The following is a 21,870-nucleotide window of genomic DNA, read 5'->3' as shown; positions in this document are numbered from 1 at the left end:
TTCGGGGCTTTTTTTATGGAATACGTTATTTTATTTCAGTTCCAAAATGATGTTTTATAATTCCCTTAGAACCAGTTGCGCTTGGGGTTAATTCTAAAATAGAATCTGGGGAAAGATTCGGTTCTATTCGGTGGGAAACGAATAGGATGGCTATATTGGTTTCTTTCTTTATTAAATTGATAAGTTGAGTTACCAATGCTATATTTTGGTCATCCAAACCTTCAAGAGGTTCGTCCAGAATCAATAGGGGAGGATGTTTAATAACTGCACGGGCGATAAGGGCAACTCTCTGTTGTCCGATGGAAAGGCGGTTGAATATTTTGTTTTTCAGGTGGATCATTTGAATCGCTTCAAGCCATTGTGCCGCTATTGTTCGCTGTAAGGTTGTGGGTTCTCTGTATAATCCGATGGAATCAAAAAATCCAGAGAGAATCATTTCTTCCAGACTATAACTTTTATTAAATAAGTCGGTCATTGCCGTATTGAAAAAACCAATTTGTTTTTTGATTTTCCAAATACTTTCGCCACTTCCTTTTTTTCTTCCAAAAAGTTCTACATCCTGTCCGTAACCTTTAGGATTATCACCAGAAATTAGTGATAATAATGTGCTTTTTCCAGAACCGTTTGGCCCGGTAAGATGCCAAAAATCCCCTTGTTTTATAGTCCAAGAAAGAGAATCGATAATTGGTCTTTCATCATAGGAAACGGATATGGCATTCATTTTAACCAGAACGCGGTCATCGAAAACTTCTTTGTGAATCGGTATTTTATGGCTGTCGTTTTCAAATGAATTATTTTCTATTGTATTTATGGATTTCAACTCAAATGAATTATCCGCTATCAGTGCTTTATTGGGAATAAAAGGAAGTAAATCAACAGTTCGGTTGACCAATTGGATAATTCGAACAGAGCTCAAAATTGCTTCAATTGCGAATGTTAATTCAATTCGGGAAGCTTGATCCAGATGATCCATAGGATTGTCCAGAATGATAAAGTCAGGATTTTTCTTTAGACAATATTTTAAAAATTCTTTTTTTCGTTCCCCTGATGAAAAGGTGCGAAGGTTTCGTTTGGATTCGGTGGTAGCTTCAATCGAATCATATTGGTATTCTTCTTCGATTAATTTTTGAATGGAAATGTCAGAATACAGGATTCCGTTTAACGAATTGAAAACCGATAATTCCCCCTGAATATCTCCTGAAAGTAAAGTATTTATAAAGGTTTTTTTGTCAACTTGATTGGATAAAAGAATGTCCCAATGTCTCATTTTGTTACTATGTGTTTTGCATTATAAACTAATTTGTAAAATTAGCTTCAAAAGTCTTAAAACGATTATCCAAGTCTCGAATTAATTGTTTTTTTACCGCAGGATCTTGAATAAAACTATAGTTAATGCTGTTGTAAACAAATTGTTTGATATCGGAATAAGAAATGGTTTTATATCTTTTTGCCAGTAAAACATATTGCTCTGTCATATTGGTTCGCAATATTCCGGCATCATCAGTACTAATGACAATTGGCACTCCAAATTCTTTGTACAATAGAATGGGATGGCGGTTTTCTTTTACTTTTAGAATGAATTCATTACTGGTGAGGTTAATTTCAATCGGAATGTTATTCTTTGCCATATAGCGCATTAAATCATAACTCTTTTCTTCGTAGGCCATATCAACTCCATGTCCAATTCTATTGGCACCAGCAGTATAAACAGCCGCATTGATGTGCCAAGACAATTCCTCTGGACGAACCAATCCAAGTGTGAGTTCACCTGCATGCATGGAGTATTTTACTTTTGGAAAATGGCTGTGACAATATTTGAACATCACCATATGTAACCAATAATCTTTCATTGATGTTTCACCATCTTCGGGAGAAACGATATTCACTCCAGCCATCAGCGGACTACTGTCAGCAGAAATAAAAGCAACAACTAAATTTTTGAATAAGTCAACTGGTTCCATGAAACGCAAAACAAAGTTTTGATAGCGCATCGTAAATTGACTGTCATCAATTTTAAGCTCTTTGTGCATTTTTGCAACAAAGTTAGTATTGAAATCGGCGGCGTATTTTTTGGCTTCTTTTTGATTGAAAATTGTATACAAGGAATCCAAAGATTGCATAACGGCTTTTTCATTTTTGCTTGCCGCAAATTTTCTCAAATTGGTATTGTATTTTGTCAAATCATCTGTTTTTATCGCACAGGGAATAGTCGATAACTGGGTTTCGATGTAGCTTACATTTTCTTTGATTGCCCTGTTTTTTAGTTCCAATAAACCGGCTCCAAAATTATTGTTTGTTGCAGGTTCAAACTTCATAAAGGATTCAAAAAATAATTTATCCGAAGGATAATCAACATTATTATAATCTTTGACAGACCATTTATGTATTATTTTTTGTTTGTAGTTGTCTAATTCGCCATTCTTTTGTAAAATCGAAAATTGTACCCAGTCACTTCCATTCTGTTTTTCTTGACTTACAGTCATGGTTTGTGTATTAAGATAAAAATCTTCGGCAATGGCGTGAGTTAATAGTGGTTCTGCATAAATTGAACCAGAATAATGATGGTGTAAATCGCCACCTTTTGGCATTTGAGCAAAGAAAGCTGTGAGTTCAACTTCATTATCTCTTATTTTTTCAAAATATTGATTGGCAGATTGTGCAAAACCTACTTGGAATAGGGTATAAAAAAGGAAGGTGAAAAATATCTTCATTATATAAATTTCATTCAAATATAAAAAATAAATAGAAATTTACTTCATCTCACTTAAATAAAAGTTTCATCATTGCTCTCAGAATAATCCAAATCTACATGGAAAGTCTCCTTTAATTTCCCCAGTGCCAATAGGGAAATGATTGATAATAAGGAGCCAACAATCATTCCAGATTTAAGAATATCACCATGAAAGAGACGGTCGCGGAAGAAGCTATAGATCAAAATAATTAACGGAAGCGAACCCCTAACAAAATTAGGAACCGTTGTTGTTACTGTAGCTCTGATGTTGGTTCCAAATTGCTCGGCAGCTATGGTTACGAATAGAACCCAGTAGCCAACAGAAACTCCCATTGCAAAACAAAGCAAATAGAAAGTCGAAACCGAAATTCCGTAGGCATTCAAATAGACAAAAACCATGATTAGGTTAGAAATCAAAAAGAGGCCCATGATTTTTTTTCGGCTTTTTAGCCATTGGCTTAATAATCCGCTGGCAATGTCTCCAACAACCAAACCGCTGTAGCAAAAAGCAATTGCTTTTCCCGCAGCTATAGTTTCGGCTTGTTGCACACCAAGGGCTTTTGCAAATTCGGGTGAAAAAGTAATCAAAACGCCTACCAAAAACCAAAGTGGAATTCCAATAAGTATGCATTGAAGGTATTTTGAAAATCTTTTTGAGTTGGTAAACAAAGACAGAAAATCTCCTTTCTTTTCCTCACTTTGCTGTACTTGCTTGAACATACCTGATTCGGTAATACTGATTCTTAAAAACAATAGCAGGATACCAAGACCACCTCCTGCATAATAGCATAAACGCCAATCCTGGAAAAATTGATAGACCAAATAGGCGGCAACCGCTCCCGATACACCTACCGAAGCTACAATCATAGTTCCGTAGCCCCTTTTGTCTTTCGGCAGGGACTCGGCAACCAAAGTGATTCCTGCCCCCAATTCTCCCGCAAGTCCAATTCCTGCAATCAATCGCCAAAACGCATATCCATCAACAGTAGTTACCATTCCGTTGGCAATATTAGCCATCGAATACAGTAAAATTGAACCAAATAAAACGGATATTCGTCCCTTTTTGTCTCCTAAAATGCCCCATAAAATCCCGCCGAAAAGCATACCGAACATTTGCATACTGATAAGATATTCGCCTTGGTTTCTAACTGCGTCTCCTGTTATTCCAAGGTCTTTTAAACTATCGGTGCGAACAATCCCAAAAAGTAATAAGTCATAAATGTCAACAAAATAGCCAAGAGCGGCTACAATCACTGCAGCATTGAGTATGGATTTCGAATTTTTTGTTATTGATGGGGAAATGTCTGTCATTAGGATTTAGTCTTTATTTCAAGTTTCATTAATAAATCGGTTTGTTGGTCATTGCCTAAAATGAAGATATGTTTGTCGAATGTGACAAATCCATTTTTGGAATAAAATTGCAAGGCTCTGTGGTTTTCTTCCCAGACGCCCAGCCAAATATAATCGACGTGATATTCTTGTGCAACTTTTATGGCTTGGTCCAGTAATAGCTGCCCTAATTTTTTTCCGTGAAAAGCTTTTAAAACATAAATGCGTTGGATTTCGATTGTATCGTCTTTTATTGTTTCGGTTTGAGCATTTCCAAAATTTAATTTTAGATAACCAACAGGTTCATTATCCCAAAAAGCTATGTAAAAAGGAGAGTCAGGATTGTTTATTTCTAAAGTTAATTGTTCTGTGTTGAAATTTTCCTGAAGGTATTTCTCCATATTTTCAGGAGTGTTTATCTCCGAGAAAGTTTCGGTGAAACACTTTATGCCTATGTTTTGTATTGTGATAAGGTCTTCTAAATGGGCTCTTTTGATTTCAATCATTGGAAACGGTTTTATTTCTTTATAAAATCAAAAATAGACAAAATACTATAACCATGGGTGACTAATGCTGTTCCTTTGTTTTATAAATAGTCAGCTTTTGTGCTTTGCGTCTTTGCGAGCCAATTTCACGCAAAGGCACAGAGTCCCAAAGTTTTTAGATTCTTGGTGTGAATTAATGACATTCATTTTAAAAATCTATGATTGCATTAAACAATTCAATTCAGAGTTTCTAAATTCTAGATTTCAATTTGTACTTTTGAAATTGTAAATAAAAAGAATTCGAAAGCCCCGTCAAATATGAAAATTGTACTATCTCCTGCCAAATCCTTAAATTTCGAAAAAGAATTACCAACATCTCGATATACAAGTTCTTCTTTTCTAAAAGAATCCAGACAGGTTCATAAAGTTTTAAAGCAACAATCACCTAAGAACTTATCAGAATTGATGTCGATTTCAGATAAATTGGCCGATTTGAACTGGAAACGTAACCAAGATTGGAAAACTCCTTTTACACCCGAAAATGCGCGTCCGGCAGTATATGCTTTTGATGGCGATGTTTATACGGGATTGGATGCTTATTCGATTCCGATGGATAAATTAGAACAGCTTCAAGATAGTTTGCGAATTTTATCAGGCTTGTATGGATATTTGAAACCATTGGATTTAATTCAGCCTTACCGTCTTGAAATGGGGACGAAATTACCCATTGGCGAAAGCAAAAATTTATATGAGTTTTGGAAAAAAAATATCACCGCTTCATTGAACAAAGAGCTTAAAAAAGGGGAGTTGTTTATCAACTTGGCGAGCAACGAATATTTTTCGGCTGTGGATGTGAAAGCTTTGAAGGTTCCTGTTATTACGCCAGAATTTAAAGATTATAAAGACGGAACCTTGAAAATAATCAGTTTTTTCGCCAAGAAGGCTAGGGGATTAATGGTGCGTTATATTCTAGATACCAATGCCCAAACTCTTGATGATTTAAAAGGATTCAATTACGAAGGTTATCAGTTTGACGCTAATTTGTCCAAAGGGAATAACTTGGTTTTTACTAGGTAGGTTTCAGGTTGCAGAAGGCAGATTTCGGATAGTAGATTTAAGTTTGCAGATAGCAGAATTAAGAATTTAGAAGGCAGATTTCTGTGCAGAAATAAAAAAAGCTCCGAATCTCACTATTGATTAGTGAAATTCGGAGCTTTTTATTTGTTTATTTTTTTGATTGTGGCAAAAATCGAAATCTCTTTCTTTAGCCCCGATTGCAGTGAAAATCCTCATAAGCCGGGGTTCGGCTTATGAGATTGTAACGGAAAGCGGGACTAATGCCGGCTGAAAAAGCCTAATCTTTCTGCTCCTAATTAACAACCTGCCAATCTGCATTCTATTTTCTGAAATCTGCCACCTGAGTTCTGCAATCTAGTGCATTGCATCGGCTGGATCTATTTTGTTTTTTCCTTTTTTGATCAAAAGAATAAAAGGAATACACAGCAGGAATAAGATGCCGAGATACATAAAGATGTCCATAAATGACAGTACGGAACTTTGCTGCATTACTTTTCCTTCGAGCACTTTATAGGCTTTGGACAAGGCCTCATTGGCAGTATATCCTTTGGCCATAAAACCCATTTGGAGTTGATGAACTGTTTGCTGTACTTTATAAGAAGACTGGTCAAGGTATGAAATTAAATTCACGCGATGTTCCTGATTGAGCCTGGTGAGGTAAGTGGTAATAATTGCAATACCGAATGAACCTCCTAATTGTCGCATCATTCCCGTAAATGCAGCACCTTCACCAATATGTTTCCCTTTTAGGGTTGACAATGATAAAGTGGTAATAGGAACAAATAATAATCCCAAACCAACACCTCTAAGAATTAATGGCCAAAACATGTGTTCAACGCCAGTATCTGGTGTCATTACACCACGCATCAAAAAGGTGAAAAGAAAAAATACTAGGAATCCTACTGCAACCATATAGGCTTGAGGTACTCCACGCTGAATCATTTTACCTATAAAAGGCATCATAATACCTGTTGTTATGGAACTTGGAATTAACAATAAACCTGCATCGGTAGCTGTCCATCCTAATAGAGATTGGGTGTATACTGGAATGATAAATGTCGATCCATACAATCCAAATCCCATAATGAAAGACATAATGGTTCCGATTCTAAGGTTACTGTCTTTTAATACTTTCAGATTCACAATTGGATGCTTATAGGTGAGTTCTCGCCATATAAACAGCACTAAACCAAAAACAGAAATTACGCTTAATGTCAGAATCATACTGTCATTGAACCAGTCGTCCTGTTGACCATGCTCCAAGACAAATTGCAAGGAACCAATGAAAGTTGCCAAGAGTCCAATTCCCCACCAATCGACTTGGTTTGCTTTTAGTTTGTCTCCATATTTTGGGCTTTTCACATAACCAATGGTTAGTAAAGTTGCGATAATACCTATTGGAATGTTGATGTAAAAAATGAAAGGCCAAGAAAAATGGTCAACAATATAACCTCCCAATGGCGGTCCCAATGTTGGCCCAACGATAACTCCCATTCCGTAAATAGCCTGTGCCATTCCTCTTTTTGCCACGGGATAACTCTCGGTTATAATGGTTTGCGCAGTTACTAATAAAGCTCCTCCACCTAGACCCTGTATGAATCGAAAGGCCACGAGTTCCCATATATTTGTAGCATTACCGCACAAAAAGGAAGCCACTGTAAAAATAACAATGGAAGTTGCAAAGTAATTACGACGCCCAAATTGCTGTGACAACCAACTCGTCATCGGGATTACAATTACGTTTGCAATAGCATACGCAGTAATTACCCAGGCGATATCGGTTAGGGTAGCACCAAGACTACCTCTCATATTATTTAAAGCTACGTTTACAATCGTAGTATCTACAATTTCGAGCAAAGCACACATGATACAGGTTATCGTGATGATGACCCTGTTAATGCCGTATTCTACTAAATCGTCTTCTTGGTTTTGTACCATTTTGAGTTTTTAATATGTAATGGTTTAATAAGCGTATAAGTCGCAATGAAAAGTTTTACCATATAAGAAATATAAGGGCATATAAGTTTTTGTTTTTTACGTGCTGCTTAAATGAAACTTATATTTCTTATATGGTTAAAATCTATTTTATTTCAAATGAACATCTACATCGGCGTTCATACCTGGACGAAGCAATTTTATTTTTTCAGGATCGTTTGAAGGGCTCAAGCTTATTTTTACAGGTAATCTTTGTATTGTTTTTACAAAATTCCCTGTTGCGTTATCTGGTGGAAGCAGTGAAAAACGAGATCCAGTTGCTGGTGAAAATGAAGTAAGCGTTCCTTCAAAATCGTAATCAGGATAAGCATCTACTTTTACCGTTACTTTTTGACCAATAATCATTTTGTTTAATTGTGTTTCTTTAAAATTAGCCACAACCCAAGCTTCATTGTTGTTGATGATATAAAATAAAGATTGTCCTTGTTGAACCAATTGTCCCGGTTGAATGTCAATTTTTGAAACTTGTCCATCGATAGCAGCTGTTACAACAGTATAAGTCAAGTTTAATTCAGCTACTTCAAGTAACGCTTTTGCTTTTTTGATATTGGCAGCGGCAACTTCTGTTTGTTTATTGCTAACTCTTGATTTTGCTTCAATTACCGATTTTTGAAAAGCACTTGCTTTTTGTTGTTGTTGCAAAATGCGTACTTGGCTTTCCGCTTCTTGTTTGGCTGCCAATGCTTGTTCGTATTGTTGTTTAGTGATTGAGTGAGTTTTGTATAAGTTTTCGTAACGAACATAGTCGCTATTTGCTCTTCCCAATCTAATTTTTGCAGTTTCAATATTTCCTCCAGCCGACTGTACATTGGCATCCGAAACAGCGATACTTGCCATAGCGCTTCCAATATCTTCTTTGGCTACTTCAAATCCACCTTCTGCAGCTATAAAAGCAGCATTTGCTTCTTCGATTTTTAATTGGTAATCTCTTTTGTCAATTGTAAATAAGGTATCTCCTTTTTTTACATAATCATTGTCTTTTACATAAACCTTACTGATATATCCCGAAACTCTTGGGATTATTGGATTCATGTTTTTCTCAATTTGAGCATCATCCGTTTCTTCGTGTCCTTGAGAATGAAGGTATTTTGTTATTCCGTAAGTTCCTCCTGAAAGGACTAAAACCAATAGGATTATAATGAATTTGGCGTTTGTTTTTTTCTTTTCCATGATATTGGTAGTGGTTATATTTTTGAAAGGTTGAAGGTTTGTGATAGTTGTCCGGTAGCCGAAAGTAATTCGTAGTATTTTTGAATAACATCTACTTTGGCAATGGTTTCGGCTATTTTTGATTTCAGTTGTTCTACATCTGCTTCCAATAAATCATTGGTATCCGAAAGCCCGTTTTCGTATTTGTCTTTTACGATTCGGTAGTTTTCAGTAGCTTGTTCAACAGCTTGATTGTAAACTGCACTTTGTTTTATAGCCAAATCATAATTGGTAATCGCTTGTTGTACCTGAACTCTAATGTTATCTTTTAATAATTCCTGAGTGTTTTTTACTTCAAGCGCTTTGCTTTCTGCAATTTTTACCTGTGTGCTATTTTTTATAATACCACTGACATCATAAGATATTCCAACACCAATAAACATTGCATTCTCTAATGTCACAACATTGTTCAGGTTTAAAGCTGCATATCCACCAGTCAAAGCTATGGCAGGATAGTAATCTCCTTTGGCTATTTTTATATTGTCTTGGGATGCTTTTTCCTGAAATTGTAATGCTTCTAAGTCTTTACGGTTTTGAAAGGCCGGTTGTTCATCAGTAGGAACTGAATTTTTAGGAAAATTAATTAAATCACTTTCGGTTACTGTTAATCTTGTTTCTGTTGGTAATTTCAACAAAGTAACCAGATAGTAATTGATTATTTTTTCATTATTCAAAGCTTCGTCAAGGGATAACTGAATTTTCGAAACCTGAAGTTGGGATTTCAATAAATCATTTCGTGGAATGATTCCGTTTTTTTCCAAAGCTATAAAATCAGTAACACGTTGTTCAGCACTTTTTTGATTTTCCTTTAATAATTCAATTGTTCTTTGCGCTTTGTACAAATTAGCATAGTAGTCTATGACTCTCATAGCCACATCTTCTTTGGTTTTAGATGCCATTGCATTTTCTGCTTGGAACAAATTGTCCTGAAGCTGTATGCCGTTTTGAATTTTCATTCCTGCAAATATTGGCATTTTCAAACTGGCTTGACCAATAAGCATTCTGTCTGGTACGGGAAATGAACCTGATCCGGCATTAATTTCTAGTTTAACCGTTGGTTCGGTTAATTGAAGAAATTGTCCAGTAAGCTTTAAGTCGGGATACTGCGTGTTCTTAACCGATTGTAATTCTTGTTTTTTCGTTTCTACTTTGGTGCTGGCCAATGAGATTTCATTACTTTTTGTCCAAGCCAATTGTATCGCATCTTCCAGCTTTAAATTGGTTTTGTCTTGGGCATTGATGGATGAAATTCCAATGAAGAACCCTCCAAAGATCATTAAATAACTAACTTTCATATGTCAAGAGGGCTTTAATGGTTTGTTGAATGTGCATTGTTAAAGTTGTTTTTATATAGGTATTGTATTCTTCTTCGGTTTTCAAGTCTAATAGATTTTCGTAAAAAGGCCTATTCAAATGAAAATGGAAATAGGTGCCCAGAATCGTTGTGGTAAGAAGTGGAATGACAATGTCTTTTCTGAAAATTCCTTTTTCCTGACCATCTTGGATAATGGATTCGATTGATTTTAAGTTTCCTTTTTTTAAATCTGTAAAAGCTTGAAGGTTAATTACTCTTTGACTTGAGGAAAATTCAAAGTGCATAATTTTGTATATGCATCTGTTACTGTTTATCTTATCAATATAAAGTTCAATAAGTTTTTGTATTTTTTGAAGTGGATTTAAATCTTCCAAAGTCAAAATATCCAGTTGAAGTTTAATATCTGTGACACGGTTTAAAATAATGGATTCCAATAATTGCTCTTTGGATCCAAAATAATAGGAAACCATGGCGACATTTATTTTAGCTTCCTTGGCAATGTCCCTTATCGAAGTGCCGTCAAATCCTTTTTCTGCAAATAGCTTTTCGGCTACGTGTAAAATTTGAATTTGTTTTTCATTAAAATCCGTTTTCAAAGCTTTACTTTTAAATTCAGCACAAAATTAAACAACTGTTTAAATTAAACGATTGTTTAATTTTGTTTTAACTTTTTTTTAACGGTAATAATAAGTTAGAATTACGGTTAAATCGATTTCGTAAATTCTAATAAAATGAGAGATTAAACACATAAGGCATATAAGTAATTGGTTTTAAAACCTAACTTATATGCCTTATATGGTAAAAATGAATGTTGTTTATTTCAGTTATTCTTTAATAGGAACCCAGATTTCTTCCTCCGAATTTGGGTCATCTTTTTTATATTTTGCTCCCAATATTTCAAAATGGGGTCTGTGGTCCAAATCGTATTTTGAATTGGGAATCCAAGTTCTGAAGATATAATCAAAAATAGCGATATCATGTCCTTTAAGTTCGAAAACTGCATAAAGCCCCCTGATAAAGTAATAGATTCCATTTCTGTAGGTATGTTATCAAAGTCAGAAACCTCAAGCGTTGCCCATTTTTCAAAAACGGTATTGGGGTTGAAAATTTCAAAATAGGTTGGCTCATACACTTGCACGGCAAAAAGATCCGAACTGATTGGATTAATAATTTCAGCACGTCTTGGCATAAAACTTCGCCACAATTCATGTGTTTTGTTATTCGCAAGAGACATTTGTAATCGTTTGCCAATTAATTTTTTTTCGGTTAAAATTTCAATTCTTGGAGTCATTGTAATCTATTTAGAAATGGATTTTTTTAAGCAAACGCTAGTTTCAATATTTTTATATTGACCGTAATTAGAGATTATCTCGTAACCGTTTTTTTGATACATTGCAATGGCTTCGGGATTGTTTTTGCCAGTTTCCAGAACGCAGTTGGCATAGTGGATTTCGCTTGCCCAAATTTCCAGTTCTTTTAAAACTGCACTTGCAATTCCTTTTCCCCGATGATCAGGATGAACAAACATTCTTTTTATTTCGACAGTATTCGAATCAAATTTTTTGAATGCACCACAACCAATTGCTACATCGTCCTGATAACAAACCGCAACATGATTGATTTTGTCTAGTGTATTATGCTGGGCATAAAAATCATGAGCTTCACCATCTTTCATTCTTAAAACTTCATCAAGTAAAACGACAAGGTTTTGAAAATCGATATTATCGGAGGTTGTTCTTGTTGTGGTGGTCATTGTACTATTTTTTTGCAAACTAACGAATAGCTTTCACAAACTCTCCAATTTTCCCAGTTCCATTTTCTGTTAAATGGGTGATAAATGCACTTCCAATAATGGCTCCTTTGGCATATTGGGTGGCCTGATTGAAGGTTTCGGAATTGTTGATTCCAAAGCCTACTACTTGTGGATTTTTAAGATTCATATCCCCAATGCGTTTGAAATAATCTTCTTGGGTATTTCCAAAACCAGTTTGTGATCCCGTTACACTCGCCGAACTCACCATATAGATAAATCCATTCGAAACACCGTCAATAAAACGAATGCGTTCATCTGAAGTTTGTGGTGTAATCAAAAACACATTGATTAATCCGTATTTTTCAAAAGTAGCTTTGTACTGTTCAGCATATACATCTACCGGAAGGTCGGGAATGATCAAGCCATCGATGCCAATTTCAGCGCATTTTTTGCAGAAATTCTCCACTCCGTATTGCAACATCGGATTGAAATAACCCATAATCACTAGCGGAATGGTTACGCTTTGACGAATGTCTTTTAGTTGGTCAAATAAAATTTGTGTTGTCATTCCGTTATGCAAAGCCTGTGTTGAACTAGCTTGTATAGTTGGTCCATCGGCCAAAGGATCACTGAATGGTAATCCAATTTCGATCATATCTACACCATTTTTCTCTAAATCCTGAATGATTTGTACGGTATCGTTTAAGTTAGGATATCCAGCCGAAAAGTATATGGAAAGTATCTTCTTGTCTTCTTGTAATTTTTGATTTATTCGGTTCATTTTTAAAGTATTTTATCTTGGGATTTTGAAAATCCTCTAGTTATGTTTTTTTGTTTTATTAATCGTTCAGTATTTTGCTTGTCCAATCAGAACTGTGCTTTTCTACAAGCAGTAATCCAGATCCTGAATCTTTCATTTGGGCAATCAATTCTCCTTTGTTGTTCCAAAAAGCAGAACAGCCGCCAGATGGGCTACCATAAGAGTCACCACCAAAATTAGCCATCAGGACATTCATTTGATATTCCGAAGCATAGTTTTGCAATGATTGGTGTGCTTGCGGAATCCCATTTGGCGAAAAGAAAATACTGGCAACATAGGTCGAACTATTGTTTTTACTTGCATTTTCTGCGTGTTTCGGATTATCAATATCGGCACAAATAGCACAGGAAATGCGTTCGTTTTCTATTTCGAGTATTGTATTGTAATCGAACGAAGGCTGGTAATAAATCTCTTCACCTGTATGTAAAAATTGTTTGGTGTATATGGAAACAGAATCGTTTGGAGCGATGCAAAATTCGCCCAAAAACAAGCTTGATTCTATTCGAATTGGAGCTCCTGCGATGATAGTGATTTTATTTTCGGTGGCTAATTTTTTTAAATAATCCAATCGGGAATCATTTGCGGAAAAAGCCAATTGTGCAGCATCCTCTCTTTCATAACCTGTAATGGACAGTTCCGGAAATACTATTAGTTCCGCTCCATTTTTGGCAGCCAATTCTACTAGACGATAATGATCCAAAAGATTGGCATCAATATCTCCTCGTTTCGGTTTTGTTTGAGCAGCTGCTAAAATCATTTTTTCTTATTTCGTTTTAATTTTCTTTATTGTTTCTAAATGGCAGCACTATAAGCCCAAGCTTTTTGGTTTGATTGCAACGTTACTTCCACACGTTTGTAATGCAGGCCTTCATACAAATCTGCCTGATGAAGTTCTCTCATTGAGACTTCATATAAAATTCCACTAATGGTGTCATTGGAATCATTGGTTTCCATAATAATTGGATAATGTTCTATGCCAAATTCTTCTTCGATTTGGATTTCATTTAATTCATAACCAATCAATGTTTCTGGAGTTCCTTGAAGAACACGTCCAAAAAGGTTTTCATGAACATCTTGATCTCGTAAAGTACCGTAAGCGAATAATTTTTGCATAGATTCTTTTTTTTTGGTTTAGTCAATAGTGGTTATTTTATGGTTATGCAGTGAGCGCGTTAGGGATGGAAGCGGCATCCTTTTTTGTTCCATTTTTCGGAACAAAAAAGATATAGCGGACAGCCCGACCCTTGTGGTAACGCCCCAATCATTATATTACAATTTGAAATAATCGATGTAATTGTCTAAATCTTTGTCGCCGCGACCAGAAAGGCTAATTACGACAATATCAGTTGGTTTGAATTTTTTCTGATTTAAAACCGCAAATGCATGGGCGCTTTCAATTGCAGGAATAATACCTTCGAGTTTTGTAAGCTCTAAACCGGCTGTCATAGCTTCATCATCGGTTACTGAAAAGAATTCGCCACGTCCCGTTTGTGCCAAATGGGCGTGCATAGGGCCAACTCCTGGGTAATCAAGCCCTGCAGAAATCGAGTAGGGTTCTGTAATTTGACCATCTGGAGTTTGCATCAATAGGGTTTTGCAACCGTGAATGATGCCCACTTTTCCTAGTTTACTGGTCGCTGCGCTATGTCCGCTGTTTACACCTTTTCCAGCAGCTTCTACGGCAATAATTCCAACTTCTGGCTCGTGCAAAAAGTGATAATAAGTTCCTGCAGCGTTGCTTCCTCCACCAATACAAGCGACAACATAATCAGGGTTTTCGCGCCCTTCTTTTTCTTTTAACTGCCATTTGATTTCTTCGGAAATGACACTTTGAAAACGGGTAACCATATCAGGATAAGGATGTGGTCCGATGGCCGAACCAATGATATAATGCGTATCTACAGGATTGTTAATCCAATCGCGAATCGCTTCGTTAGTGGCGTCTTTCAGCGTTCGTGACCCCGAAAGTGCAGGACGAACTTCGGCACCTAGCATTTTCATTCGGGCAACATTTGGTGCTTGACGAGCAATGTCGATTTCGCCCATGTACACAATACACTCCATACCCATTAAGGCACAAACAGTAGCTGTTGCGACTCCGTGCTGACCGGCACCTGTTTCGGCAATGATTCGTTTTTTGCCCAAACGTTTTGCAACCAATATTTGTCCGATGGTATTGTTGACTTTGTGTGCACCTGTATGATTTAAGTCTTCTCTTTTGAGATAGATTTTGGTATTGTATTTTTCAGAAAGTCTCTTGGCAAAATACAAAGGGCTTGGACGGCCAACATAATCTTTGAGCAGTTGGTCAAACTCAGCTTTAAACTCTGGTTCGGCTGTGATTTCTAAATATTTCTGACGTAATTCTTCTACATTAGGGTATAACATTTCAGGAATGTAGGCACCTCCAAATTCTCCGTAATAGCCTTTTTCGTTGACGTTGTATGACATTTTATATTTTTTTAATTGTTGAGATGCATTGCAGTGCATCTTTACATAATTGTATGTTTTTTAATCCTGGTTCAATTTCAAATTTACTGTTTATGTCTATGGCATAAAGCGGTAAATTGGTTTTCGAAATTTCTTTTATAGAGTCCAATTCTTCAATTCCAATTCCACCACTGAGGAAGAAAGGTTTTGTCGATGGGTATTTTTCCAATATTCGCCAATCGAAAGTGGTTCCGTTTCCGCCGGGAAGTTTTCCTTTGGTGTCAAAAAGGAAATAATCACAAACCGATTCGTATGGTTTTAAAACGCTGAAATCAAAATTTTCGTCTGCTGAAAAAACTTTGATGATTTCAATTTCAGCCCCAAATTTAGTTTTTAATTCCGAACAAAATTCAACCGATTCCTGACCGTGTAATTGAATTGCCTGTAAATTGTATTTCGCTACTTTTTCTTCAATTACAGAAATACTTTCATTGACAAAAACCCCAGTTTTTCGAATTGATTTTGGTAATTCGGGCATTTCTCCTTCAAAATAGCGAGCCGATTTTGGCCAAAATATAAATCCCATATAATCGGGTAGGAGCGAACCTACTTCTAGCATATTGTCGGGATATTTCATACCACAGATTTTGAGTTTCATAGCGATTTAAAGTTTTGACACAAATTTCACAAATTTTCACAAATTGAATTCGTGCTAATCTGTGAAATCTGTGCTCTATTTTTTATTTTAACTGTTCAATAAATTCTGTTGCCGCTTTTCCTGCATTATCGGTTTTCATGAAGTTTTCCCCAATCAAAAATCCCTTGTAGCCGTATGGTTTCAGTTCGTTGATAGCTTCAATGGAGCTTATGCCGCTTTCGGAAACTTTTACAAAATCATTTGGAATTTTTGAAGCCAATTCTTTGCTGAAATCAAGGCTTACTTCGAAAGTTTTCAGGTTTCGATTGTTTACACCAATCATGTCCAATGTTGGCATAATTGATTTTTCCAATTCCTCAAGATTGTGTACTTCTAGTAATACTTCAAGTCCTAGTTTTTTAGCAAATTCAGATAATGATTTGATTTCTTCTCTTGTCAAAACGGCTGCGATAAGCAAAATCAAATCGGCTCCGTGAGCTTTGGCTTCCAGAATTTGGTATTCATCAACAATAAATTCTTTTCGCAAAAGCGGAATATTTACTGATGCTCTTGCCAAAAGCAAATCGTCTAGAGAACCTCCAAAATACTTTCCATCCGTCAAAACCGAAATTCCGCAGGCACCGGCACTTTCGTAACCTTTTACGACTTCTTCAACAGTAAAACTTTGATTGATAATTGCTTTTGAAGGCGAACGGCGTTTGTGCTCTGCAATGATTCCAGAGTTACTGTTTTTTAAACTTTGACTTAAAGAAATTGTTTCTTTTCCAAAGAAAACCGAAGCTTCCAATTGTGAAACTGGAATGATGGATTTCCTGAGCACAACTTCTCTTTTTTTGTCGATTATGATTTTATCTAAAATATTCATTAATTTTTTGTTTAAAGTTTTCTTTGTTTAAGGTTTAAAGTGGCACAACATTTTAACAACTTTAAACCTTAAACTTTAAACTATTTTTATTTACTTAATTCTTGTAATTTATTCAAAGCTACCAATCCTTTTCCGGAAAGTAAACTTTCTTTAGCCAGTTCAAAACCTTCCAACGGCGTGCATTTGGTAACTGTTGCAATTGCTATTCCGGCATTAGCACAAACGACATTATTTTGGGCTTCGTTTCCTTTTCCGGAGATAATATTCATAAACATTTCTGCGGATTCTTCGATGGTTTTTCCGCCTTCAATTTCGCTTTGTTCCAAAAGGCTAACACCAAAATCGTTAGGATTTAGAATTCCTTCTTTGGTGCTGGTTATAATTTTTGTAGGTCCTGTCAAAGACACTTCGTCATAACCATCCAAGGAATGTAAAATCGTAAAATTGACATTGGTATTTTGATATAAATAGCCATACATTCTGGCCAATTCGAGATTAAAAACACCTACCAATTGGTTTTTTGGGAAAGATGGATTTACCATTGGTCCCAACATATTGAAAAAAGTTTTAACTCCCAATTCTTTTCGTATTGGCCCCACATTTTTCATGGCAGGGTGAAACAAAGGCGCGTGTAAAATGGCAATCCCGGCCTTGTCGATGCATTTTTCAATAAATTCACCATCATTGCTGAATTTAACTCCTAATTTTTCCATCACGTTACTGGAACCCGAAATAGAGGAAACTCCGTAATTTCCGTGTTTGGCCACTTTTATTCCTGCTCCAGCTGCAACAAATGAAGCTAAAGTTGAAATGTTGAAAGTATCTTTTCCGTCACCACCTGTACCGCATAAATCGATAGTGTTGTAATCGGATAAATCAACTCGAATGCACAATTCCAAAAGCGCTTCCCTGAATCCCGCCAATTCTTCAATACTAATGCTTCGCATCATATATACGGTCAAAAAGGCCGAAATCTGACTTGGATTGTAACTCCCGCTGGAGATATTTACCAAAACATTTTTGGATTCCTCTTTGGTCAGAATTTCGTGGTTGATTAATCTGTTTAATATGTTTTTCATTTTTTAAAGTTGCTAAGATTCTAAGAAACTAAGTTTCTAAGCTTTATTTTTATTCCTCTAACTTCTATGTTCTATTTTCTAACTTCTATTTTCTTTCCAGACATGTATTTTAAATACTTAACTATTTCCTGCGATTCTTGTTTTGTAATTCCCAGTGTAGGCATTTTTACTTTGTGTCTGAAAGAAGCCGGATCTACGATATAATCAACTAATTCATTTTCTTTCCAATATTCGGTTACGCTTTTGGGATAATTTAATTCAGGTCCCATTTCGCCTCCAATTCCGTTTATGGCATGACAGGTAATGCAATGTTTTTGAAATAGTGCAAAACCTTTCATTGCTACCTCATCATCTTTTGGCTGCAAGGCTTCAACGTTTTTATTTTTCGATTCAAGTCGAAATTTGATAACATTATAAGGCCATTTGTATTCCTGATTATCTGTTGACGTTGATGTGTAAACCAAATAAAAAGGGTCAGCATTCATCTCGTTTCCGTTTTTGACAATCTTTTCCCAATTGGAGCCTTTTGGAGCATCAACATCTTTGAAAGCCAGAAAAGGATTTGTTTTTAAAAATAATTCAAGAGGCATTTCAGGTTTGTAGCCATCGATGCATTCAAAAATTATTGATGTGTTTTTTATGTCAACTTTTGATAAATCAATTTCGTTTTTTAAAAGAAGCAATGCGTTTACGGCATGATATTTCTTTGTTTTATGATAAACTGGATCATTAATAACAGTGATAACAGTATCTTTTCCCAGTTTGCTTTTTTCCTTCAAAGCCAGTAAATCCAATTCCGTTTCGGGTTGGACATTAACTATTGTTTCCGTTTTTTGCTCTTTTTGCTTGTTGCAAGAAATAAGGAAAAATATAAAAAGGCAAGAAATGAAAAATTTGATTTTAACTGTTTTCATATTTTTTGACTGATTACAAATAATTGAACACTGACCACTAGTTCTTCAACCAGTTTTCCAAAATCTTTTTTCCGTTTGGTGTCAACACACTTTCTGGATGAAATTGTACACCTCGAACATCGTATGTTTTGTGTCTCAACGACATTACCTGACCGTTTTCGTCAAAGGAAGTGGCTTCCAATACATCGGGTAAATTTGCGTCAACTACCCACGAATGGTAGCGTCCCACTTCAAATTCATTTCCTAAACCTTCGAATAAAAGTTCGTCATTAACAGATGTTTTTACTAGTGTCGCCACTCCGTGATACACTTTGTCTAAATTAGAAAGTGTTCCTCCAAAAACTTCTCCAATAGCTTGTTGTCCGAGACAAACTCCAAGAATACTTTTTGTTGGGGCATATTTTGTAATTACAGCTTTTAATAAACCCGCTTCATCAGGAATTCCTGGTCCTGGAGAAAGTAATATTTTGTCGAAACCCGAGATTTCATCAATATCAAATTCATCGTTTCTGTAAACGGTAACTTCACAATCTAAATCTTCCAGATAATGCACTAAATTATAAGTGAAACTATCGTAATTGTCTATGACTAGTATTTTTTTCATTTTGTTTAATTTTTTTGTTTAAAGTTTAAAGTTTCAGGTTTTGCAACTGGATACTAAAAACTGAATACTGCTTACTCTTTTTATATCGTTTCTGCCAAATCCAATGCTTTATTCAAAGCCAGTAATTTATTATAAACTTCTTGCATTTCACTTTCTTCGTCAGAGCTGGCTACGATTCCGGCGCCAGCTTGTGAGTGCAATTGGTGATTTTTACTCAAGAAAGTTCGAATCATAATCGCATGGTTAAAGTTACCTTCAAAATCCATAAAACCGATGGCGCCTCCATAAAAATTACGGTTTGTTTTTTCGTAATCTTCTATTAATTGCATCGCTCTGTGTTTTGGCGCTCCGCTCAAAGTTCCTGCAGGGAAAGTATCGGCAACCACTTGCATTGTTGTCGCTTTTTCGTGCAAATGTCCTGTCACTTTGGAAACCAAATGGATAACGTGCGAGAAAAACTGCACTTCTCTGTATTTTTCCACATTTACATTGTGTCCGTGACGGCTTAAATCATTTCGAGCCAAATCGACCAACATCACGTGTTCGCTATTTTCTTTTTTGTCTTCTGATAAATTTTTGGCAAGTACAGCGTCTTTTTCGTCATCACCGGTTCTTTTGAATGTTCCAGCAATAGGGTGTATTTCGGCTTTACGGTTTTTGACAATAATTTGAGCTTCAGGTGAAGAACCAAATATTTTGAAATCACCATAATCAAAAAAGAACAGGTAAGGGGAAGGGTTGATGCTCCTTAAAGCTCTATAAACATTGAATTCATCTCCTTTGAAACCTTGGGTAAATCTTCTGGATAATACCAATTGGAACACATCACCACGGAAACAATGTTTTTTGGCCAAAGCCACATTTTGTTTGAATTCTTCATCGGTTAGATTCGAAAAACCTTCACCTTCTTTGGAAAATTTATAAGAAGCAATGTTTCTGGATTGTAACAGTTGTTCAATTTCGGAAATGTTATTTTTACCATCTAGACTGTGACAGAAAATATAAGCTTCATTTTTGAAATGGTTGATAGCAATGATGTTTTGATAAACTGCATAATACACATCGGGAATCGAATTACTGTTTTCTTTTTTGGCAATGGTTACTTTTTCGAAATAGCGAACGGCATCATAAGAAATATATCCAAATAAACCATTATTGATGAATTTAAAATCCGTTTTGTCCGATTGGAATTGTCCTGAAAAATTTTGAATAATTTCTGGAATATTTGTGTTTGTATCAACGGTAATTGTTTCCGAAGTTCCATCTGGGTATTTTTTGAAGATGGTTTCGTTTTCTATTTTTATAGAAGCGATTGGATTGCAGCAGATATAGGAAAAACTGTTATCGTTTCCGTGATAATCGCTACTTTCCAGTAATAAACTATTGGGGAATTTATCTCTTATTTTGAAATAGATACTCACTGGCGTTATGGTATCGGCCAGGATTTGTTTGTAGTTTGTTTGTAGTTTATATGTTTTCATGCTTTTTGTTGCTTTTGATACAATGGATTTTTTCTTTAATTAGTTTCCCTATTTTTTGAAATAAAAAAAAGGCCTGTCGTGATGACAAGCCTTTTATATTTATAGTTCAAATAATACTATAGGAGCTTAGTTCACGACGACTGACGTAAATTGTTCCACCACCAAGTATTGTTTGTTATTGTTTTCATGTTTTATTTTCTTATTCGCAAATATATAAATGATATTTGGTCTGACAAAAATAATGAAATAAAAAAAAAGATAAATTTTTTAATTTTTTGTTAAATTGTTAAGACTAGTAAACCAAAGTCACGTTTAAATCAAAATCATCATAAATAGTTTTATCCCCTAAATCATCAAAATAACTTCCTGAACCGTATTTGATGTCATATTTGGTTCGGTTTATAGTTAATTCGGCGGTAGCTTTCTTTCCGTTAACAACTAGATCAAACTGGATACTATTTGTAATTCCTTTAATAGTCAAATCAGCATTTATGAGATAAGTGTTGTTTCCTTTACTGGCAATACTCTTAAACACTAAAGTAGATATAGGATAATTATCAATATTAAAAAAGTCTTCCGATCTTAAATGGCCTTCTAATTTAGATTTGGAACTTCCTGTTTGATCTGTATTTGATAGTGTTTTCATATCCGCAGTAAAACTTCCTCCAGTCACTTTTTTGTCTTTGAAAACAAGATAGCCGTCTTTGAAGTTGATAGTTCCTTCGTGTTGACCCGTTATTTTTTTCCCCTCCCAGTTAATGATACTTTTGGAAACATCAATTTTATAGGTTTGTGAAATTCCTTGGTTGAAGGAAAAAAGAACGAGTAAAATAATACTAACTGATTTTAAGTTTCTCATATTTCTAGTAATTAAGTTAATAAAAAAATTAATGAAACGTAGGTTGATTTCATTCTGATAAAAAACATGAAATCGATTTGAAATGGAATCTTAAATAATGATAAGCGGAATTCTAAATGATTTATAAAGTTAATCCAAAAAAATGTATTTTAATTATTTTCAATATATTATTTTAAGGATTAGGTTTTTATGTTGCTTTTGGAGTATGAGTTCTGAATAATTTGTAAAAGTTATTTTTGAAATTAGTTTGTAAAAAAGCCCGATAT

The 21,870-nt window shown here is 35.3% G+C and carries 22 protein-coding genes; 1 reads left to right on the top strand and 21 read right to left on the bottom strand.

The features are described from left to right. Nucleotides 1-25 precede the first annotated feature (25 nt). From HQN62_RS14805 to HQN62_RS14790, 4 genes are read right to left on the bottom strand one after another with little or no spacing between them, the layout of a single operon-like run. The gene (locus HQN62_RS14805) at nucleotides 26-1,267 is read right to left on the bottom strand and encodes an ATP-binding cassette domain-containing protein (RefSeq protein ID WP_173504964.1); all 1,242 of its coding nucleotides are present in this window, start codon (nucleotides 1,265-1,267) and stop codon (nucleotides 26-28) included. A gap of 28 nt (nucleotides 1,268-1,295) precedes the next feature. After that, the gene (locus HQN62_RS14800; protein ID WP_173504963.1) at nucleotides 1,296-2,711 is read right to left on the bottom strand and encodes an amidohydrolase family protein; all 1,416 of its coding nucleotides are present in this window, start codon (nucleotides 2,709-2,711) and stop codon (nucleotides 1,296-1,298) included. 53 nt (nucleotides 2,712-2,764) lie between these two features. Then, on the bottom strand, nucleotides 2,765-4,042 hold the full coding sequence (locus HQN62_RS14795; protein ID WP_173504962.1) for an MFS transporter: 1,278 nt from the start codon (nucleotides 4,040-4,042) through the stop codon (nucleotides 2,765-2,767). Next, the gene (locus HQN62_RS14790; protein WP_173504961.1) at nucleotides 4,042-4,566 is read right to left on the bottom strand and encodes a GNAT family N-acetyltransferase; all 525 of its coding nucleotides are present in this window, start codon (nucleotides 4,564-4,566) and stop codon (nucleotides 4,042-4,044) included. Before HQN62_RS14790 ends, HQN62_RS14795 begins: the two co-directional genes overlap by 1 nt. A gap of 297 nt (nucleotides 4,567-4,863) precedes the next feature. Between HQN62_RS14790 and yaaA the strand changes: the two genes are divergently transcribed. Beyond that, on the top strand, nucleotides 4,864-5,622 hold the full coding sequence (yaaA, locus tag HQN62_RS14785) for a peroxide stress protein YaaA (RefSeq protein ID WP_173504960.1): 759 nt from the start codon (nucleotides 4,864-4,866) through the stop codon (nucleotides 5,620-5,622). 354 nt (nucleotides 5,623-5,976) lie between these two features. Here the strand turns inward: yaaA and HQN62_RS14780 are convergent, their stop codons facing one another. The 17 genes from HQN62_RS14780 to HQN62_RS14700 form a co-directional block, all read right to left on the bottom strand. Then, a complete protein-coding gene (locus HQN62_RS14780; RefSeq protein ID WP_116797688.1) occupies nucleotides 5,977-7,560 on the bottom strand; it encodes an MDR family MFS transporter in 1,584 nt (527 codons plus the stop codon). 147 nt (nucleotides 7,561-7,707) lie between these two features. After that, a complete protein-coding gene (locus tag HQN62_RS14775) occupies nucleotides 7,708-8,787 on the bottom strand; it encodes an HlyD family secretion protein (RefSeq protein ID WP_173504959.1) in 1,080 nt (359 codons plus the stop codon). Nucleotides 8,788-8,801: 14 nt separating this feature from the next. Beyond that, a complete protein-coding gene (locus HQN62_RS14770; RefSeq protein WP_173504958.1) occupies nucleotides 8,802-10,121 on the bottom strand; it encodes a TolC family protein in 1,320 nt (439 codons plus the stop codon). Next, nucleotides 10,111-10,737 (bottom strand): TetR/AcrR family transcriptional regulator, encoded by a 627-nt coding sequence (locus HQN62_RS14765; protein WP_173504957.1) that lies wholly within the window; start codon nucleotides 10,735-10,737, stop codon nucleotides 10,111-10,113. Before HQN62_RS14765 ends, HQN62_RS14770 begins: the two co-directional genes overlap by 11 nt. A 224-nt stretch (nucleotides 10,738-10,961) precedes the next feature. After that, nucleotides 10,962-11,432, bottom strand: coding sequence for a GyrI-like domain-containing protein (locus HQN62_RS19180; RefSeq protein WP_483299255.1), 471 nt, complete (start codon nucleotides 11,430-11,432; stop codon nucleotides 10,962-10,964). A 6-nt stretch (nucleotides 11,433-11,438) separates the two neighbouring features. Then, the gene (locus tag HQN62_RS14755; RefSeq protein WP_173504956.1) at nucleotides 11,439-11,894 is read right to left on the bottom strand and encodes a GNAT family N-acetyltransferase; all 456 of its coding nucleotides are present in this window, start codon (nucleotides 11,892-11,894) and stop codon (nucleotides 11,439-11,441) included. Nucleotides 11,895-11,913: 19 nt separating this feature from the next. Continuing rightward, nucleotides 11,914-12,675: a tryptophan synthase subunit alpha gene (gene trpA, locus HQN62_RS14750; RefSeq protein ID WP_116797694.1), complete on the bottom strand. Its 762-nt coding sequence runs from the start codon at nucleotides 12,673-12,675 to the stop codon at nucleotides 11,914-11,916. Nucleotides 12,676-12,733: 58 nt separating this feature from the next. After that, nucleotides 12,734-13,471 (bottom strand): carbon-nitrogen hydrolase family protein, encoded by a 738-nt coding sequence (locus tag HQN62_RS14745; RefSeq protein WP_173504955.1) that lies wholly within the window; start codon nucleotides 13,469-13,471, stop codon nucleotides 12,734-12,736. A gap of 35 nt (nucleotides 13,472-13,506) precedes the next feature. Continuing rightward, the gene (locus HQN62_RS14740) at nucleotides 13,507-13,827 is read right to left on the bottom strand and encodes a gamma-glutamylcyclotransferase family protein (RefSeq protein WP_173504954.1); all 321 of its coding nucleotides are present in this window, start codon (nucleotides 13,825-13,827) and stop codon (nucleotides 13,507-13,509) included. Nucleotides 13,828-13,983: 156 nt separating this feature from the next. Beyond that, nucleotides 13,984-15,165 (bottom strand): tryptophan synthase subunit beta, encoded by a 1,182-nt coding sequence (trpB, locus tag HQN62_RS14735; RefSeq protein ID WP_173504953.1) that lies wholly within the window; start codon nucleotides 15,163-15,165, stop codon nucleotides 13,984-13,986. Nucleotide 15,166: 1 nt separating this feature from the next. Beyond that, nucleotides 15,167-15,802: a phosphoribosylanthranilate isomerase gene (locus HQN62_RS14730; RefSeq protein ID WP_173504952.1), complete on the bottom strand. Its 636-nt coding sequence runs from the start codon at nucleotides 15,800-15,802 to the stop codon at nucleotides 15,167-15,169. An 82-nt stretch (nucleotides 15,803-15,884) separates the two neighbouring features. After that, nucleotides 15,885-16,667 (bottom strand): indole-3-glycerol phosphate synthase TrpC, encoded by a 783-nt coding sequence (trpC, locus tag HQN62_RS14725; RefSeq protein ID WP_173504951.1) that lies wholly within the window; start codon nucleotides 16,665-16,667, stop codon nucleotides 15,885-15,887. 86 nt (nucleotides 16,668-16,753) lie between these two features. Beyond that, nucleotides 16,754-17,746 carry an anthranilate phosphoribosyltransferase gene (trpD, locus tag HQN62_RS14720; RefSeq protein WP_173504950.1) on the bottom strand — a complete coding sequence of 331 codons (993 nt, stop codon included), beginning with the start codon at nucleotides 17,744-17,746 and terminating at the stop codon, nucleotides 16,754-16,756. A gap of 71 nt (nucleotides 17,747-17,817) precedes the next feature. Further along, entirely contained in the window at nucleotides 17,818-18,660 is an 843-nt protein-coding gene (locus HQN62_RS14715; RefSeq protein ID WP_173504949.1) for a c-type cytochrome, read from the bottom strand. 37 nt (nucleotides 18,661-18,697) lie between these two features. Then, nucleotides 18,698-19,264 carry an anthranilate synthase component II gene (locus HQN62_RS14710; RefSeq protein WP_116797702.1) on the bottom strand — a complete coding sequence of 189 codons (567 nt, stop codon included), beginning with the start codon at nucleotides 19,262-19,264 and terminating at the stop codon, nucleotides 18,698-18,700. A gap of 80 nt (nucleotides 19,265-19,344) precedes the next feature. Next, nucleotides 19,345-20,745, bottom strand: a complete 1,401-nt coding sequence (locus tag HQN62_RS14705) for an anthranilate synthase component I family protein (protein ID WP_173504948.1) — start codon at nucleotides 20,743-20,745, stop codon at nucleotides 19,345-19,347. A gap of 292 nt (nucleotides 20,746-21,037) precedes the next feature. Next, nucleotides 21,038-21,604, bottom strand: a complete 567-nt coding sequence (locus HQN62_RS14700; protein WP_173504947.1) for a YceI family protein — start codon at nucleotides 21,602-21,604, stop codon at nucleotides 21,038-21,040. Nucleotides 21,605-21,870: the final 266 nt, after the last annotated feature.

Source organism: Flavobacterium sp. M31R6 (genome assembly GCF_013284035.1).
GTDB lineage: Bacteria > Bacteroidota > Bacteroidia > Flavobacteriales > Flavobacteriaceae > Flavobacterium.
Note: the sequence above shows the minus strand (reverse complement) of the source record. Positions and strands in the feature narration are given on the sequence as shown.